Raw genomic sequence first — 18,109 nt, forward strand, 5'->3', positions numbered from 1 at the left:
ACTGTCAGTCGTATTTATTTACTGGTTAATGTCTCTTGGGCAGAGCTGAGGGCTGTGTCAGTATCTGCATCGAGATATTGCTTATAGGTATCTTGGCCCCAAGCAATCAATTGATCATTTTCAAAAATAAGTGGAGTACATTCCTCTTTCGTGGTTACACCGTCTGATTTTTCATGGTGAGTGCGATAAAAGAGCACCTGTAGCTTGGTTTCTTTTACGGCTTTGGCCTCTGAAAAGTCAGCTTTACCTAGTAACTGTTTTACTGAAACGATATTTTGCCCTAGCGCTAACTCGTTCATTTTTTGGCTGTTATAGGACTGTCGGTCCTCCCAACTCATGTCATCTGGCGTAGGTTCATAAACGAGTACCACCACAGCGACAAAGGCGACGTAGGCGGCGAAAATGCTACCGATGATTACCGAAACTTTTGATTTCATTTACAGTTATTCCTTTACCTCATTAAATGAGTCACGTTATTACGTCCATAAAATACGCTTTTGTTGTTCTAAGGTAAATGCGTTAATTGCAACTTTATATTAACAGATGTTTAGGCAGGATTGATTGGGGTTTTCAGGCAGATAGTTATTATCAGGCAAGGAGTTCATCACGCGAAAATTTTTTAAATTAATATTGAGTGGCAGGTCTGTTTGTAACTGCGCGAGCTTATAGCTGAGTCTTGCCATCTCCTTACCTTCGGCAAGTTTTTTGGCTTGTTTAGCGCCTAAGTTAGATAGCGATGAAAACAAGGTTGGTAAGCTTCTAAAGGTTTTCAATAATTCGGCGGCTGATTTAGGGCCTATGCCTGCAATACCGGGAATTTTATTACCGCTATCGCCCGCTAATGCCATCAAGTCGAGAAATTGACTGCGTTCGACACCGAGTTTTTGTTCTAATGCAGCGATATCTAAGTACTGCTGATTAAAGTGATCCCACTGGCTGATTTGGCGATGATTGAGCTGACTAAAACCTTTGTCGGTGGACACTATAATGGCTTCACCCTGCGCTTTGGCGGTTTTTATCGCTAGAGTGGCAATCACATCATCGGCTTCAGCCGCCGCATAAATAGAGCCAATGTTCATCATGGTTAAGTGATCTTGCAGCGCAGCAAGGCCTTTTGCCAGCGGCTCCGGCATAGGTTTACGGCCTTTCTTATAATCGGGGTAAAGCTGTTTACGCCATGAGACTTCATCCCCATCCCACACGATAGCTACATGGGTTGGGCGATGCACACGCAGCAGTTTAGTGCACGCCAAACTGACGCGCTCTGTGAGGCTTTGCATATCGGATTCATCGGGGATCGCCGCATAGATGCGGCGAACCAAGTTGAGACCATCGATGATTAAAAACTTGTTCATGGGGTGTTGTTGCTTCGCTCTCTATTTCACTATTTGATAGCAAGGAATATAGGCGCTTCCTGGAAGCTTCATTCTTTGTTGTTGTACAAATGCACTTAAGAGTTTATCCATCATATCCATGAGCTTAGGATCGCCTTTTAATTGGAAGGGGCCATCACGCTCTATGTGCTTGATTGTTTCCGACTTGACGTTACCCGCCACTATACCCGAAAACGCTTTACGCAGGTTGGCGGCAAGTTCGGCTTTATTGGTTTGGAAGTGTAGATCTAAGTTTGCCATCACTTCGTGGCTTGGGATAAAAGGTAACTGAAACTCAGACTCTATCTTCAGTGCCCACTGATATTGGTAAGCATCACCCGTTGAGCGGCGATAGGCTTTTACTTGCTCCATTCCTTGCTTCATGATGCGTGCCACTTCAGTGGGATTATCTATGATAATTTGGTACTTTTTCTGAGCTTCGGGTCCTAAGGTTGAGGCAATAAACTCATCAATCTTAATGAAGTAATCTGCGCTCTCCGTTGGGCCTGTGAGTATCAGGGGGAAAGGCGTTTGTTGGTTTTCTTCGTTAAGTAAAATACCCAATATATAGAGCAATTCTTCAGCCGTGCCAGCACCGCCAGGGAAGATAATAATGCCGTGGCCTAAGCGCACGAAAGCTTCGAGGCGCTTTTCAATATCGGGTAAGATCACCAGTTCATTGACTATTTGATTCGGTGGCTCGGCGGCAATAATACTTGGTTCAGTTAAACCAATATATCGTGCATTTTTAATCCGTTGCTTGGCATGACCTATCGCCGCACCTTTCATCGGACCTTCCATCGCACCAGGACCACAGCCTGTACAAATATCTAATTCCCTCAGGCCAAGTTGATAACCTACCTCACGTGTGTACTGGTATTCAATGGCATTAATACTGTGTCCGCCCCAACAGACGACTACATTAGGGTCTTTCATTGGTGCTATTGCCCGCGCATTACGCAGAATATCAAACACCACATTGGTGATATGGTGGGCATTGGTCAGATTAATGTGTTTTAGTGAGTCATATCTATCACTGATATAAAGGATATCGCGTAAGACTGAGAACAGATGCTCTTGAATTCCCGTGATAATTTGACCATCGACAAAGGCTTGTTCGGGGGGATTGATCAGTTCTAATTTTACACCACGCTCCCGTTGTAGAACGTTGATGTCGAAATCATGGTATTGCTCGAATAGGGCTTTAGAGTTGTCGGTTTTTAAACCCGCGGCAAGCACTGCTAAGGAGCAGTTGCGGTACAGTTGGTATAGGGCACTTTTGGCACTATTTTTGAGTCGATCAACTTCAAGTTGCGAAAGCTGATCCATGCTGCCTTTTGGGCTGACTTTTACTATCATTTACCACTCCTTCGTCATGACAGGAGTGATTAGAGGAGGCGTATAGTGGGGCTTAATTATACGTCAATCACAACCCTGTCTCTGCTTTCGTGTTTCGCTTTGTAGAGTGCTGCATCGGCGCGTTCAAAGGTCTCATGTATGAGTTCACTTCCCATAACTTGCGCAGCCCCTATAGATACTGTAACTGTAATTCTCTGATTTTTAAATTTAAATGGAATATTTTTTACTTTCTCGCGCACTCTGTTTAAAAGTTGAGCGATATCAGCAGGGGCCACATCAGGTAATAGCAGTACAAATTCTTCGCCGCCATAGCGGGCTACAAATTCTGTATCTCGCAGGGAGTTTTTCAATGCCATTGCTATAACTTGCAAGGTTTTATCACCTGTGCTGTGGCCAAAACTGTCGTTGATAGTTTTGAAGTGATCGATATCGGCAACGGCAACCCACAACGGGGACTTATGCCGTTGATAGTTACGGTATTCTAGCTCCATGCGCTCTTCTAATGCCGCACGGTTAGGCAATTGAGTTAAGCTGTCGAGTAAGTTGAGTTTTTGTTGTTCAAACAAACGCTCTTTGTAGGTGTTAGCCTCACTACTTAACTCATTAAGCTCTTTGCGCATTGTCTCCATCGACTTGCGCAGCAGAGCTTGCTCTCTTTGCTCTAGGGCTTCTTTACGGGCTAATGCCGAGCGGATAGAGTTAAGTTGCTCTGTTAGTTGAGCTTTAAGGTCAACGACGTCTTCCACATCGATAATGATTTCACCGGCGTTGTCGACGCGGGTGTTAATCTCACGATTCAGCTGGGTTTTTAATTGGAAGCTACGTTGATTGTGATTGTAAGACTCGCTCACCACCTCACGTACCGCGGCTAAGGCATCATTGAGTGCAAACAAAAACTCTTGGGATGCCGATTTCTCGCGGGCGATGTTATCAAGCAATAACGCTAAAATGGTTTGGTAGGCTTCGAGCAAGCTATCAACTTCAATCTCAGAAGAGAGTACTTCTTTGATCACTAATACTTGGTCACGTTGATCTTTACGGAACTCGATTTCTGAAATCATCTGCGCCAGCTCATGGGCTAGTTGCCTGTGCTTTGGTAAGACATCGAGTTTTTCAGATTCGCTAAATTGTAGCTGTAATATGGTTTCGTAGAAGCCAATGATTTGCTTAACTTTGGGTATATATTCCCACACAGTATGAAAAGGTTTCGCCAGATCTTGCTTGAAGTAATTGACTTCTTTTTTGAGCTTTTCAGGTGCAGAGTTAACACGTTGGATCTGACGGATCACCTGTGATAAACCAGTACGACTCTCTTCGAGTTGTACCATCACATGGTGATATTGGCCTTTTAGCAGGCGCTCGACATCAACTAATTCTGGCAATGCCTCATCGACTCGCTCAAACGTATTTAAGTTATGGCGCAGTTTGGCGAGTTTATTATCCAGCTCAAGATTTTGCCCTTTACAGGCGAGGCTTAAGTGACCAATAAATTGGAGTAATGTCTGTAACTTTGCATTTCTATCTTCATTAACTTCATCAAGGGCAAGTTTGGCCGAATGGAGTTTCTGTTGCAGCAAGGCAAGTTGTGAAACTGTAGCGCTTGAATCCTTCATCCTGAGTATTGTCCTAACTCTGCAAGGCTAAAAAACATGACAATCCTATGTCCAGATTAGCTGTTAACTCATATGATACTAATGTTATAACACTGGGCGTAGAGTGCAAATGCGATTTGCCTGTGACTCTGTGATTAATTACCGATATTGATCAAATATTTTCCAATAATTGCCTATCTTGGTTATTTTCCCCGCAAGGCCAGCGAATATCTTCTTTATTGCCGTTGGTCTCTAATCTGATTAATCCACGCTCAATGCCTTTTTCAAGGTGTAAAAATAACGGATTTGCAAATAAGCTCAAAGGAACAAAGTCGAGGGCTCTGAGAGCGACATAATAGTCGTTATTGCCACCTAAACTACGGGCACAGGCAAGCGCCATCTGCACTGTTTCAAATTTTAATTTCGCGGCCATTTTAATTTCTGATTTCGCTAAAAGTGGCAAATGCGCAAAGCCAAGACGGAAATGATGTGTGATTTGCTGTTCATCGAGTTTCAGGCGTACTTGGCTGAGTATTTGTGTCGGCTCAATAGGTTGCGTGAACCGAACCGCAAATACCCCTTGGCGTACCACATAAACAGATGCTGCGAGTGCATCCGTTAGATGATTGGCAATTTGCGCTGTTACTGCATCACTAAAATATTGGCCGTAGTCCAGATCCGCCGTAAGTTGGGTGGGGAAGGCGATAATCGCGAGTGCCGTTGTGGATTCCTGACTTTGATTATGGCTTAAGTGCGCTAATAATGCGGCATACCCTAAATTGTGAGTGAAGGGCTCCTGTAGCGTTAATTGAGTTAATGCCGCGTTTTTAGCCGTTATTTTGCGGCGATTTTGTAGCATGAAAATAATCACTAGCAGCAAGAGTCCGGCAATAAGGCTGCAAATGAGCAGTAGCGTGTGAGTGTTGTTGCTTTCTTTCACTGTCTCAACGAGTTTTCCCTGTAGCATGTTGAGCTCAAGTTTAAGCTGTTGCTCTGCAAGGGCAGAGGCCGACACTGGGGAGTCTTTATCTGTCTCCGCAGGCTTTTTACTTAGCTCAATGATACGGGCTTGGGCATCGATGGTTTTTGATAATTCACCTAATTTTTGCGCCGCCGAGGCGATAAGGGTGAGTGCGGATTTTTGTTCATCGACCAGTTTTAAATCGACCGCGAGTGCTAATGCGATATCGGCATGGGCCATCATCAGCGGCCAATCTTGGTTGGTTTGGGCGATTTCACCAATTAAGAGTTCGTTATAAACTTGATAGTGATGGCTTTGTTTTTCTTTGAATATTTGATTGGCCATCAGTAAATATTTTAGGGCGTTAACATTGTCTTTAATATTTGAGTAGGCTTGTCCTAAATTATGGAAATTAAGCCCCTGTGCGATGTAGTTACCGCGTTTTGCATCTAATTGCTGGGCATTTAGGTAGTAATCAATCGCTTTATGCCAATCCCCTTGTTCGCCATAGACCATAGCGATCACTGTCATACAACTTGAAAGATAAGTGTCATTGCCCATTTTTTTAAAGCCAGCCGCGGCTTCATGAGCGTTTTTAAGCGCTTCATCCCACTGCTTTAAATCACGGTATACCTTTGAAAGTTGTAATTGCAGATTGGTTTTCATTGATGGGTAATTAGAACGATTGGAGATCCGAATCGCTTCACTATAATGCTGTAATGATTTTGTAAGCTGCTGATTAAAGTTGTAATAAAAGCCAAGCCTCGCTTCAGCCGCCGCGATTAAATAATCGTTTCTGAGTTTATAGGCAATGTCGCGGTATGTGTGGAAGTGCATCAGTGCTGGCACTTCTTGGCGGATCAATAAATGTAAGCCACCTAGATGTTCATGAATATTGTGTTTAAGAATTAATGCTTCGATGTCATAGCTGTCGTTGATGCGGGTGAGCGCTTCATTATAAAGACCAATCGCTTCTTGATATTTCTGTTCCGTACGGCCAAGGTAACGGCCATTTAACATGGCGACCATGGCAAGTTCGTAGGGCGATTGCGCCGCAGTCGATAGGAGTTCAATCAAGCTTTTTGCGTTTTGAAAATCGACCTTGGTTTTAACGTTTGGCTCCATATTGAGGCGGGCCAGTAAATACAAAATCTGTTCAAATTCGAGTGGATTGTAGCCTTGCTCTTGGGCTGCGCGCTCAAATTGGTCACGGTTTTGAAATGCGAGGGGAAAGGAAATCGTTTTGTTGAGTGCATCATACATTTGCTGCGGTGATTCTCTTAACTCAACCTCATCCGCTTCCAGATCTCGGCTTTGGACTGTAAAAGGCAGTGACAGCAACAGAGTAAATAAAATAACCGTGAGTTTTTGCATTTGAACTGTGATTCCTCATTCCTTTAGTCAAGGAACTTATTTTGTTAGCTTTTGTTAGCGCCTAATGAGGATGCTACATCGACTTGTTATACTTGGAAAAATCATAAGAAGCATAATAACAGAAGGAAGCAAGAGTGAAACCCAACAGACTATCAATCTTGATATTGAGCGCATTATTTTCGGGTCAAGTATTGGCCGATGTGAAATACCAAATCGACCTTATTAAACCCGAACACCATATTCCCCAAGTGAGTGTCACTTTTCCTGAAGTGAAGACGAACGATTTTACGGTGAATCTCCCTGTGTGGCGGACGGGCAAATATCAAGTATTGCCTTTGGCCGATGGTGTGCGCTTATTTAGTGCTAAAGATAGTCAAGGTCATGAACTGCGATGGAAGCGCACCGCGAGCGGTGAATGGCAAGTGGCGCTCACGCAGCCAACCCGTGTTACCGTCAGTTATCAATTGTACGCTAATGAATTAGGCCAAAGGGTGCGCCATATTGACGCGAGCCATGCCTATTTGGATGCTAGCGGTGTGTTCATGTACAGTCCGCAATTTCGCTCTGAACCAATATCCGTAGAATTAAAAGTGCCTAAAAATTGGCAAAGTTACTCTGGGATGTCATCGGGTAAGGCCGCTCATTCCTTTATTGCCCCTAATTATGATGTGTTGATCGACTCCCCGATTGAAACTGGTGTGAGTACTCATAAACAATTTAGTGCTAATGGTAAAAACTATGAATTGGTGTTTTGGGGGGAAGGTAACTATGACACGGACAAAATAGTAAAAGATCTTAAAGCCTTAAGCGGTCAAGCTAAGGTGATTTGGGATGATTATCCTTTTGATCGTTACGTTTATATGGTGCATGCAACGAGTGGTGCCAGTGGCGCGACAGAACATTTAAACTCTACTGTCATTCAACTGCCGCGCTTTAGTTTCCGTGAACGCAAGGACTACCTGCGCTTTATTAGCACTGCATCCCATGAGTTTATCCATACCTGGAACGTGAAGGCTTATCGCCCCGAGGGATTAGTTCCCTATGATTATCAACATGAAAATATGACGGAATTACTGTGGATGGCTGAAGGTTCTACCAGTTATTTTCAAGATCAGTTGCTGTTGCGGGCTGGAGTGATAACAGCTAAAGAGTTCCTCGAAGATTTAGCCAAGCGCGTCGAGAAAAACCAACTCAATCCGGGTCGTGAAACTCAATCTGTGGCAGAGGCGAGTGCTGGGGAGTGGAGCAGTATCAGTGGCGATTATGCCATTAACCACAGTGTAAATATTTACTCAGAGGGTTACTTAACCTCTTTAGCCTTAGATTTTTCATTGCTTCAAGACTCCGAGCTTAAGTATTCATATCGCGATGTGCACCGTCGTTTATATCAAGAACATCGCGTACCAAAAGGCTATGGTGTTAGTGATGTTCAGTACATTCTTAAAGACTTATCTGGCAAAGATTATGCGTCTTGGTGGCAAGCCAATGTGAATAGTCCCATGAGTTTAGATTTCCCAGAATTATTATCACAGGCAGGGTTAAATCTGTCCTATGGTAAAGATTCAAAAGCTGAGGCATTTGCGGGAATGACCTTGAGCAGTACCCATGGCTCTTTAGTGTTAGACCAAGTGTTGCGTAATGGTCCTGCTTGGCAAGCGGGCATAGTTGCGGGGGATGAAGTATTAGCGATTAATGGTCTCAAGGTGACTGCTGCGGGTTTCTATAAGCGCATCAAAGACTTTAAGGTTGGCGATAGTGTAGAGGTGATATTATTTAGCAACGATAAAATCAAGCAAGTACAGCTCACCCTTGGCGAGCAGCAAAGCGGTAAGCTAGTGCTCAAGGGGGATGCAAAAGCGACTAAACAGCAAAAAGCTTTCTTCAAGACTTGGTTAGGCATTGATTGGCCATTTGACAATAAAGGCGAGTTAGCGACTAAAGCTTAATGTGGTTAGGACTTCATCTTTAGCATCTAAATGCCTTTGTCTTAAAGCCACCTAAAGTAAAATCGTCATAAAAAAGGCGCAACCATTATTTTGATGGGGGCGCCTTTTCTTATCTTGTACGGCTCAGTCTAACAAGCGAATTGCAGATCTCGTCTGCTTAACGATTTCTGCTTAAACTTGTGCGTCTTCGAGTCCACCAAGGGCGGCCACGAGTGCATGCATCAAGGCGACTAACTCGCTGCCCATTAGGGCAAAGTCTGCATCTAAACGGGCCATAGGATCGTCAGTGCCGACTTCATCGTTCCCTGCTCTAAATTCTTCAGAGAATTTAAGGCGTTTCACGCTGGCATCTGATTGCAATAATAGTGCAATCGATTGGCCGAAATGCAGCGCTAACTTGTGTACTTGCTTACCTGTTGCTAAGTGAGCTAACACTTCGTCTTCTTTCAAATCCTGCTGTTTAAAGCGCACAATTCCGCCTTCATCAGCTTCAGATTTGAGCTCGGCTTCGTCTTGCATTTCAAAGGGTAATGGCGCGCTGCCAAGTTTTAACCATTCAGTTAAATTGGATTCGACTGGCGCTTTAAAGCTTAGTGGGATCACAGGTAAACTGCCGAGAGCTTTACGTAATAACGCTAATAATTCTTCGGCCTTAGTGGCACTTGAACTATCAACGAGGATCATTTCTAGTTCAGGCAAAATCAAGGCGTGGGTTTGGCTTCGGCGCGAAAAAGCGCGTGGCAGTAGGCTAGTGATGATTTCATCTTTTAGCGCATCTTTTTCTTTTTTCGCCAGTTTACGATTTTCTTCATCTTCAATGAGAGCCACTTTTTCTTCTAAGGCTTCTTTGATGACTTGGCCTGGCAGAATTTTCTCTTCTTTAGTCACGCAGATCAGATGGCGATTGTCAGCGCTATGGACCAAAGAACTGCCTTTTTTGCCTAACGCATTTGAGAAACCAAATTTACTGACATCTTGGCTTGAGCAGGGGGAGAAAGTGAAATCGGCCAACGCAGTTTCTAGCGCTTCGGTTTCGACGGCAAAAGGTTTATTGAAACGATAAAGAGTAAGATTTTTAAACCACATAAGAGGCGCCCATTGAAAATTAAAGTGGCAGTTTACGGCATAGTTTGGGCGGGGTAAACCTGTGTTCAATAGCTGATTTTTAACTGAGGATCAGAATTCATTAAACTGTAACATAATAATTAGCTTAGCTGCAGCCCGCATTTTTACTGGGTTTTATGCCTGGCTTCGCGTCAGCTTTTTTGCACGCCAACGTTAATGGTCACAATTGAAATAAAATTGAAACACATTCATTGCAAACTTTCGGTCGTTCCAAACCAATAACCAAGACGAACATAACGTCGAAAGGATTAAATGATGAACGTTTTTTGTAAAACTCTACTTGCTTCTGCGCTAGCTTCTGCAACTCTGGCTTCAGCTAATGCCGCTGAGCCACTGACTGTTTATGGTAAGTTGAATGTCACTGCTCAATCAAATGATGAGAAAGGTGATGCTACAACAACTATTCAAAGTAATGCTTCTCGTTTTGGTGTGAAGGGTGATTTTGCGCTGTCTAGCTCGCTGGAAGCTTTCTACACAGTGGAATATCAAGTTGATACAGGTGCAGCATCAAGCGATAACTTTACTGCACGTAACCAATTTGTTGGTTTGAAAGGCGCATTTGGTTCGTTCTCTGTGGGTCGTAATGATACCTTATTGAAAATTTCTCAAGGTGATGTTGATCAGTTTAACGACCTTTCAGGTGACTTAGGTAAGCTGTTCAAGGGTGAAGTTCGCGCTGCTCAAACGGCGACTTACCTTACGCCTTCCTTTGGTGATTTTGTATTCGGTGTTACCTATGTTGCCGAAGGAAATGATGTAAAAGGTCAATTTGCTCAAGATGGTTTTAGCTTAGCTGCCATGTATGGTGATGCGAAACTGAAGAAAACACCCGTTTATGCATCTCTTGCCTATGACTCAGATGTGTCTGGATATGAGATTGTTCGTGCCAGCTTACAAGCTAAGTTAGCCGGAATTAAACTGGGTGGTATGTACCAGCAACAAGAGCAAACCTATAAATTTGATTCTGTAACGTCTATGCCAGTTGAAGTCACTGCAGAAAGTGCTAACGGCTATCTATTAAGCGCAGCCTATGATATCGATGCTGTTACTTTAAAAGCTCAGTTCCAAGATATGGAAGAACTTGGTGATTCATGGTCGGTAGGTGCAGACTACAGCTTAGGTAAGCCAACTAAACTATTCGCTTTCTACACGAACCGTTCATTAGAAGCGTCTACAGATGATGACAAATACATTGGTGTTGGCTTAGAACACAAATTCTAAATCCAGCATTAAAACTCAATTAAGGAGGCATATAGCCTCCTTTTTTATTGCTATAAACAAACAGTTATATAAACTTATTATGACAAATATTACTACTATATGGCTCAAGCGGCGTGTTTATTCATAAATCTGTAATAAAAATGACTAATAATAGCCGTGTTGACATTCACTGACAGAAAATCACTTATGACTGCAAGGATATTGATAGTAGAAGACGAGTTGGCCATCCGCGAGATGCTGACTTTTGTAATGGAACAGCATGGGTTTACAACCTCTGCGGCGGAAGATTTTGATTCGGCCATTGCGCTGCTAAAGGAGCCTTACCCCGATCTGATTTTATTGGATTGGATGTTTCCTGGCGGAAGTGGTATTCAATTGGCGAAACGCTTAAAGCAAGATGAGTTTACGCGCCAAATTCCGATCATTATGTTAACCGCCCGCGGTGAAGAGGAAGATAAAGTCAAAGGCCTCGAAGTTGGCGCCGATGATTACATCACTAAACCTTTTTCCCCTAAAGAGCTGGTCGCACGTATTAAAGCCGTATTGCGTCGCAGTGCACCGACTCGTTTAGAAGAAACCATTGATGTACAGGGCTTAATGCTCGATCCTGTGAGTCACAGGGTGAGTGTGGGTGAAACTGTATTAGATATGGGCCCAACCGAATTTCGTTTATTACACTTTTTCATGACCCATCCTGAGCGTGTTTACAGCCGTGAACAGCTGCTCGATAATGTGTGGGGCACCAATGTGTATGTTGAAGACAGAACCGTTGACGTGCATATCAGACGCCTTCGTAAAGCCGTTGAAGAGTCTGGTCATGATCGCTTGATCCAAACGGTTCGTGGCGCTGGTTATCGTTTCTCTACACGCATTTAGTGCTGAATAACTGTTAGGCACAAGTTAGCTTTTACGCTATCTTGTGCTCCTCTTATTTAGCCTGATGTTTGGGTTTATTTATGTCTGACTCTTATTCAGGGTATCGGTTGTTTACGCGCTTAGGTTTATATCTACTGCTTTGCGCGCTAATAGGTTTATTGGTAGGGAAACTTCTCTGGATACTCTTTATCGGCACGCTAGGGTTAGTTTGCTGGCATTACCGACAATTATCACGGCTTAACTTTTGGTTATGGCGGGATAGGAAACTCACGCCGCCGCAGGGCAGTGGGAGCTGGGAAGGTGTATTTAACGGTATTTATCGCCTTCAAGGGAAGAATCGTCGACGTGTCGGTCAACTGGCCGCACTGCTGGCACGATTTCGTCAAGGTGCTGAGGCGTTACCCGATGCCGCTGTCGTGCTTGATTCAGAGCATAATATTTTATGGTGTAACAAGTTAGCGCAACTCATTCTCGGTTTTGTGTGGCCACAGGATAATGGTCAACGAATCGATAATTTAATCCGTCATCCTGATTTTTCTGCTTACATTAAATCCGCACAATACAAAGAGCCGCTGGAGTTACCTTCGCCAGTATCGGATAGGCGTTTGCTTGAAATCCGTATCATGGCTTACGGTGACAGGCAGTTACTGTTAATTGCGCGGGATATCACTCGTATACGTCAGCTTGAGGGAATGCGTAAAGAGTTTGTCGCCAATGTGTCGCATGAATTAAAAACGCCGCTCACTGTGTTACAGGGTTACCTCGAAATGATGCAAAGCATGGCTGAGCCTGATTCGATGAACGTCAAGCCGTTAGCATTGATGCAGCAGCAGACGCGACGAATGCAATCTATGGTGGAACAGCTATTGATGTTATCGCGAATTGAAGATGCGGCTGATATTAACCTCGAAAACACTGTGAATATGACGCAGTTGATGGAGGTGCTCAAGGAGGAAGCTAAGGCGCTGGCACAAGATAAGTATGAATTGAGTTTCTATTGTGAGCCTGGACTTGATTCTCACGGCAATGAATTACAGCTGAGAAGTGCCTGTTCTAACTTGATTTCTAATGCGATTCGTTACACAGAACCTGGCGGGAAAATTACAGTGCAGTGGTGCAGTGTGGCTACGGGTGCCATCTTTAGCGTAACGGATACGGGTGAAGGTATTGCGGCTCAGCATATTGGTCGATTAACGGAACGCTTTTATCGGGTAGACAGTGCGCGCTCAAGGCAAACCGGTGGTAGTGGTTTAGGTTTAGCGATAGTAAAACATGCGCTTAACCACCATCACAGTAAGCTTAAAATCAGCAGTGAAGTCGGTAAAGGCAGTACTTTTAGCTTTATTATCCCTTTGCATCTTATCGAACGTAAGAAATAGTATGTGTGAGTGAAATATTTACAATAAATAATAAAAACAGGCCATTAGGGCCTGTTTTTATTTCTAGGTTTATTGAGTCTTTATTATACCAATAGTATTAAATATCTGTTCATTCAGCGGGGATTCAACGCGCTTTAGACAAGGCGAAGGCTTGAAGGCAGAGTGGTGCTCTGTCGAAAGCCTTTAACGCAGTATAAAGCGCGTTGCCATGCCGTTAACATCACCCGCCCTTCGGGAGCCACACAGGCATCCCACTCCGGTGTTGCATGAATGACCATTTCTGCGTCAATGCGCCTTGGATTGAAATGCCTGTGAGGCTCTGAACTGATTAGATATTTAATGTGATTGGTATTAATGACAGAAAAAAGCGATAAATAGTGCATTGTCATTTAAGTGTCATATCACGGACATAGAATTGTCATTGTAGCGATTGATACTGGCTGCGTCTGAAGAAACTTAAGTTACAAATTAGTTAGCTTACTACTGGAGCACATAATGAAACTGAAAAAGCTTGTCGGCGCGATTACTCTAACAGCCGCTGGTGTATTCTCTGCCACTGCGATGGCATCGATTGATCCATCTCTGCCTACTTATGAAAAAGCGAGCGGTGTATCTGGCAACTTATCATCTGTAGGGTCAGATACTTTAGCCAACATGATGACACTTTGGGCAGAAGAATTTAAACAAATGTACCCTAACGTCAACATTCAGATCCAAGCGGCGGGTTCTTCTACTGCGCCACCAGCGTTGACTGAAGGCACTTCACAGTTCGGTCCTATGAGCCGTAAGATGAAGCCTAATGAAGTTGAAGCGTTCGAAAAGCATTTTGGTTATAAACCAACTGCGATTCGTGTAGCTATCGATGCTTTAGCCGTATTCGTGCACAAAGATAACCCAATCAAAGGCTTAAGCGTTGAGCAAGTTGATGGCATTTTTTCTTCAACTCACAAATGTGGTAGCAGTGACATCCAACGTTGGGGCGATTTAGGCTTAGACGGTAACTGGTCTGCCAAAGACGTTCAACTTTACGGTCGCAACTCAGTATCGGGCACTTACGGTTACTTTAAAGAGCACGCGCTTTGTAAAGGTGACTTTAAAGCTAACGTAAACGAGCAACCTGGTTCAGCTTCTGTTGTGCAATCTGTTTCTCAATCTCTGAATGCGATTGGCTACTCAGGTATCGGTTACAAAACTGCAGGTGTTAAAGCTGTTGCCATCGCTAAGAAAGGCAATGAGTTTATCGAAGCTACAGCTGAAAACGCGGCTAATGGTACTTACCCACTATCACGTTACTTATACGTTTACGTGAACAAGCAACCAAACAAAGACTTAGCACCAATGGAAAAAGAATTCCTGCGTTATGTGTTGTCTAAGCAAGGTCAGCAAGTGGTAGAAAAAGACGGTTATGTACCTGTGCCTAATAGCGTAGTTGCTAAAGATTTAGAGCAAGTAGGTATTCGCTTGTAAGCCAAACGGCTTGTTAATCAAGGACCTCTCAGGAGGTCCTTTTTGTTTTTGTGGTTTTAAATGTGTGATGATGTCAGGTTTAGACCAAATTAAAGACATAAAAAAAGCAACCTAAGTAGGTTGCTGTAAATTCCAATTCGGAATCTTGGGACGGTCGCGCTAGAAACCATCTAAAGGAGAATGATGATGAACGAAGAAACTCATTACAAAGATTCGGTTCATAATATCTGACTCAGCATCATCAAATTAGTTCAGGGAAAGTGCGAAATATTTTAAATAATTTTGCATTTTGTTTTTATAAAAAGAGGCTGACTCGATTTTTGCCAAGTTTGCACGTCTCAATTTTAGCTGCTTCTACTGTGACTACCGATAAATCCAGCAAGCTAGAGATAGCCTATTGCAAACTCGGTACCTACACCTAAAGATGAACTGTTACAAAAAACTTGTTCCTAAGGATCTTTAAAGCTCAGTTACGATTTGCCTCTGAGTAAATTTGCAGTCGATAATACCTCCCAATGATTAGTGATAAGTTATCAAGCCCGTCACCACAGCAAGGTAACTCATAACTCACTATTTAGAACATACCGCTCAAAACTTGAATATCGAGGCGACAGTGTTGCAACCAACTAAGAGTACATTAGCTGATGTAGCCCCTTGGGATTTAACCCGAGATTACCATTCTTTTGCGAATACCGAACAAGTGCAAGTGACCCATGTCTCTTTGGATGTCATGGTGGATTTTGACGCGCAGCGTCTTTTCGCTAAAGCGACGCTGTCCTTGGATTTTCTTGAGTGTGATGTAACAGAGCTTTGGCTTGATAGTCGAGATCTAACCATACTTGCTGTGACTTGCTTTAATGCTACAGAGGGGGTGAATGCATTAACAGAAATGGATGAAGAACCGCTCGACTTTGTGCTTAATGAAGCTGACCCCATACTCGGGCAAAAATTGTGTATCACTTTACCTGCATTTCTTTGCAGGCAGGTTTGTATTCACTATCAAACTTCGCCGTCTGCCCAAGGATTACAGTGGCTAGCGCCTGAGCAAACCGCGGGTAAACAGTTACCTTACCTCTTTAGTCAATCGCAACCGATCAATGCCCGCAGTTGGATCCCATTACAAGATACGCCTAAGGCGCGGATCACTTTTGATGCTAAGGTGCAAGTGCCCAAAGGTATGCGCGCCGTTATGAGCGCGATGAATCATCCCGATACGCCACTTAATGGTGTGTTTCACTTTGAGATGGAACAGCCTATTCCGACCCATTTAATGGCCTTGGCTGTGGGTGATATTGCCTTTCAAGCGATAGGTCCAAGATGCGGCGTGTATACCGAGCCGAGCATGCTAGCGGCCGCCGCAAAAGAGTTTGAAGATACTGAACACATGCTCGACGTTGCCGAGTCATTGTTAGGTCCTTACGTATGGGGCCGCTATGACATGATTATCTTGCCGCCGAGTTTCCCATTCGGTGGAATGGAAAATCCGCGTTTAGCCTTTTTAACGCCCACACTCATTGCTGGTGATAAAAGCTTAGTGTCAACCGTTGCCCATGAGTTAGCGCATTCATGGACGGGCAATTTGGTCAGTAATGCAACTTGGCGTGATCTCTGGTTAAACGAAGGTTTCACGACCTATTTTACTAACCGTATTGTCGAGGCTGTCTATGGAAAAGAACAGGCAGAATTAGAATGGGTAATAGAGTTTGGTCGCTTAAAAGAAGAAATCGCGTCTTTGCCTACGGGTAAGCAAACTTTACCCGCTAATGTGCAGCAGGACGATCCTAATCTTGCCTTTAATCGTTTTACTTATGATAAGGCTTCGATGTTTGTCCATGATTTAGAGCGCAGGCTAGGGCGAGTAGAATTTGATAAATTTTTACTCACTTATGTGAATCATTTTGCGTTTAAAGCCATTACCACCGAAGTGTTTGTCGAGTACGCAAAACAAACTTTACTGCAATTACACGCAGATAAAATCACTGAAGCTGAACTATTAACGTGGATTTATGGTGAAGGCTTACCTGAGGGCTATTGCGGACCAACATCCATGAGTTTAGATAAAGTCGATGATGCGCTGGCGTGTTTTTTACAGGGAACAGCAGCGGGCCGATTAAGCGTTAAAGATTGGCGAGTGCACCATTGGCAATATTTTCTGACCCAATTACCTGAAGTCGTTAGTCAAGTTCAATTGATGGATCTGGATGAAACCTTCCAATTAACCCAATCGACTAATGCAGAAATTGCCTGTGATTGGTTTCGAGTCGCGATTCGTAATCATTATGATCCTGTGTTGCCGGCATTAAGTGCCTATTTAGTGCGTATTGGACGCGGTAAATTTGTGCGGCCACTCTATGCTGAGTTACAAATTGCGGGATATCACTCTGAATTAAAAGACATCTATACAAAGGCTCGTGCAGGCTATCATCCTTCGATTCAAGTTCAATTGGACAAATCACTCAGCTTATAGAAATTTAGGTAAAAAAAATGGCAACCTATGGGTTGCCACAAAGAAATCAGTGTGAGATACAAATAGAATTCAATGCGCTAGCGTGTTTTCTATTGTGTCCCAAAAGGGAGATGATGATGAACGACCAACCAATTCGACTCAATGCGATAAAACAGAAACTGTGTCATTTGAGGGTATGAAACTGCGACTTCACATATTTCATTCTCAAGGTGCATTTAATCTTATCTGTTAATCCTTACCTATACTCAGAGTCGCCATTTTTAATTAAGTTCACTGATATCAGAAAAAAATCCCAAAAAGTTTAAAAAAGATTTTATGGGACATTTTTCTGGGGAATACTGAGTACTCACACTTAAGTGTTACATTTTTTCTACATTAAAATCATGGGGGATAAAAAATTAAACGCGTGTCAGTTTATTAATCTATAAGCTAGCGTTAGCGCTTGTTGAAATTTGAGTAAAAAAATGGCAACCTAACCTAAGGTTGCCACAAGGAAATCAGTGCGGGATACAAATAGAATTCAGTGCGCTAGCGTGTTTTCTATTGCGTCCCAAAAGGGAGATGATGATGAACGACCAACCAATTCGACTCAATGCGATAAAACAGAAACTGTGTCATTTGAGGGTATGAAACTGCGACTTCACATATTTCATTCTCAAGGTGCATTTAATCTTATCCGTTAATCCTTACCTATACTCAGAGTCGCCATTTTTAATTAAGTGTAGTGGTCAACTAAATTTGGCCACGGCTTTAGAATCTTCCCAAAATCTTCGCTCTGATTCATTTGGGCTTAATCCTGCATTATAATGATGTGGCCTGACTTGGCTGTAATAGCCAATAATATAATCAGTCACATCTTGTTTAGCTTCAACAAAACTCTTATAGCCTTGCGTTGGCACCCATTCCGTTTTTAAACTCCTGAAAAATCGCTCCATTGGCGCATTATCCCAGCAGTTACCTCGGCGACTC

At 43.3% G+C, this 18,109-nt stretch carries 13 protein-coding genes; 6 read left to right on the forward strand and 7 right to left on the reverse strand.

Going from position 1 to position 18,109, the window contains the following annotated elements; translation table 11 throughout:
* Positions 1–14 precede the first annotated feature (14 nt).
* The 5 genes from L5M40_RS13470 to L5M40_RS13490 form a co-directional block, all read right to left on the reverse strand.
* Positions 15–437, reverse strand: coding sequence for a DUF3192 domain-containing protein (locus L5M40_RS13470; RefSeq protein ID WP_028760680.1), 423 nt, complete (start codon positions 435–437; stop codon positions 15–17).
* Positions 438–536: 99 nt separating this feature from the next.
* A complete protein-coding gene (gene xni / locus L5M40_RS13475) occupies positions 537–1,355 on the reverse strand; it encodes a flap endonuclease Xni (RefSeq protein WP_263177311.1) in 819 nt (272 codons plus the stop codon).
* A gap of 21 nt (positions 1,356–1,376) precedes the next feature.
* Complete coding sequence (gene ppnN / locus L5M40_RS13480) at positions 1,377–2,732, reverse strand: nucleotide 5'-monophosphate nucleosidase PpnN (RefSeq protein ID WP_028760679.1); 1,356 nt, start codon at positions 2,730–2,732, stop codon at positions 1,377–1,379.
* 56 nt (positions 2,733–2,788) lie between these two features.
* Entirely contained in the window at positions 2,789–4,345 is a 1,557-nt protein-coding gene (locus L5M40_RS13485) for a GGDEF domain-containing protein (protein WP_105249767.1), read from the reverse strand.
* A gap of 151 nt (positions 4,346–4,496) precedes the next feature.
* Positions 4,497–6,659 (reverse strand): tetratricopeptide repeat protein, encoded by a 2,163-nt coding sequence (locus tag L5M40_RS13490; protein ID WP_263256761.1) that lies wholly within the window; start codon positions 6,657–6,659, stop codon positions 4,497–4,499.
* 134 nt (positions 6,660–6,793) lie between these two features.
* On the opposite strand from L5M40_RS13490, the gene L5M40_RS13495 reads away from it, so the two are divergent.
* Positions 6,794–8,605 carry a M61 family metallopeptidase gene (locus tag L5M40_RS13495; RefSeq protein ID WP_263256762.1) on the forward strand — a complete coding sequence of 604 codons (1,812 nt, stop codon included), beginning with the start codon at positions 6,794–6,796 and terminating at the stop codon, positions 8,603–8,605.
* 171 nt (positions 8,606–8,776) lie between these two features.
* On the opposite strand, the gene rdgC is transcribed toward L5M40_RS13495, so the two are convergent.
* Positions 8,777–9,691, reverse strand: coding sequence for a recombination-associated protein RdgC (gene rdgC / locus L5M40_RS13500; RefSeq protein WP_113941038.1), 915 nt, complete (start codon positions 9,689–9,691; stop codon positions 8,777–8,779).
* A 291-nt stretch (positions 9,692–9,982) separates the two neighbouring features.
* Here rdgC and L5M40_RS13505 point away from each other — a divergent pair, with 291 nt between their 5' ends.
* The 5 genes from L5M40_RS13505 to L5M40_RS13525 all read left to right on the forward strand — a co-directional run bounded on the left by L5M40_RS13505 (position 9,983) and on the right by L5M40_RS13525 (position 17,140).
* On the forward strand, positions 9,983–10,951 hold the full coding sequence (locus L5M40_RS13505; protein ID WP_263145055.1) for a porin: 969 nt from the start codon (positions 9,983–9,985) through the stop codon (positions 10,949–10,951).
* Positions 10,952–11,137: 186 nt separating this feature from the next.
* Complete coding sequence (gene phoB, locus L5M40_RS13510; RefSeq protein WP_006085167.1) at positions 11,138–11,827, forward strand: phosphate regulon transcriptional regulator PhoB; 690 nt, start codon at positions 11,138–11,140, stop codon at positions 11,825–11,827.
* Positions 11,828–11,907: 80 nt separating this feature from the next.
* Positions 11,908–13,206, forward strand: a complete 1,299-nt coding sequence (gene phoR, locus L5M40_RS13515) for a phosphate regulon sensor histidine kinase PhoR (protein WP_105249762.1) — start codon at positions 11,908–11,910, stop codon at positions 13,204–13,206.
* 495 nt (positions 13,207–13,701) lie between these two features.
* Positions 13,702–14,673 (forward strand): PstS family phosphate ABC transporter substrate-binding protein, encoded by a 972-nt coding sequence (locus tag L5M40_RS13520; protein WP_113941039.1) that lies wholly within the window; start codon positions 13,702–13,704, stop codon positions 14,671–14,673.
* A 613-nt stretch (positions 14,674–15,286) separates the two neighbouring features.
* Entirely contained in the window at positions 15,287–17,140 is a 1,854-nt protein-coding gene (locus L5M40_RS13525; protein ID WP_173245966.1) for a M1 family metallopeptidase, read from the forward strand.
* Between the two features lie 728 nt (positions 17,141–17,868).
* Here L5M40_RS13525 and L5M40_RS13530 read toward each other — a convergent pair.
* A partial coding sequence (locus L5M40_RS13530; protein WP_263256145.1) for an integrase core domain-containing protein occupies positions 17,869–18,109 on the reverse strand: 241 nt, incomplete at its 5' end.

The sequence above is a fragment of the Shewanella sp. SM68 genome (assembly GCF_025653925.1).
Lineage (GTDB): Bacteria > Pseudomonadota > Gammaproteobacteria > Enterobacterales > Shewanellaceae > Shewanella > Shewanella oncorhynchi.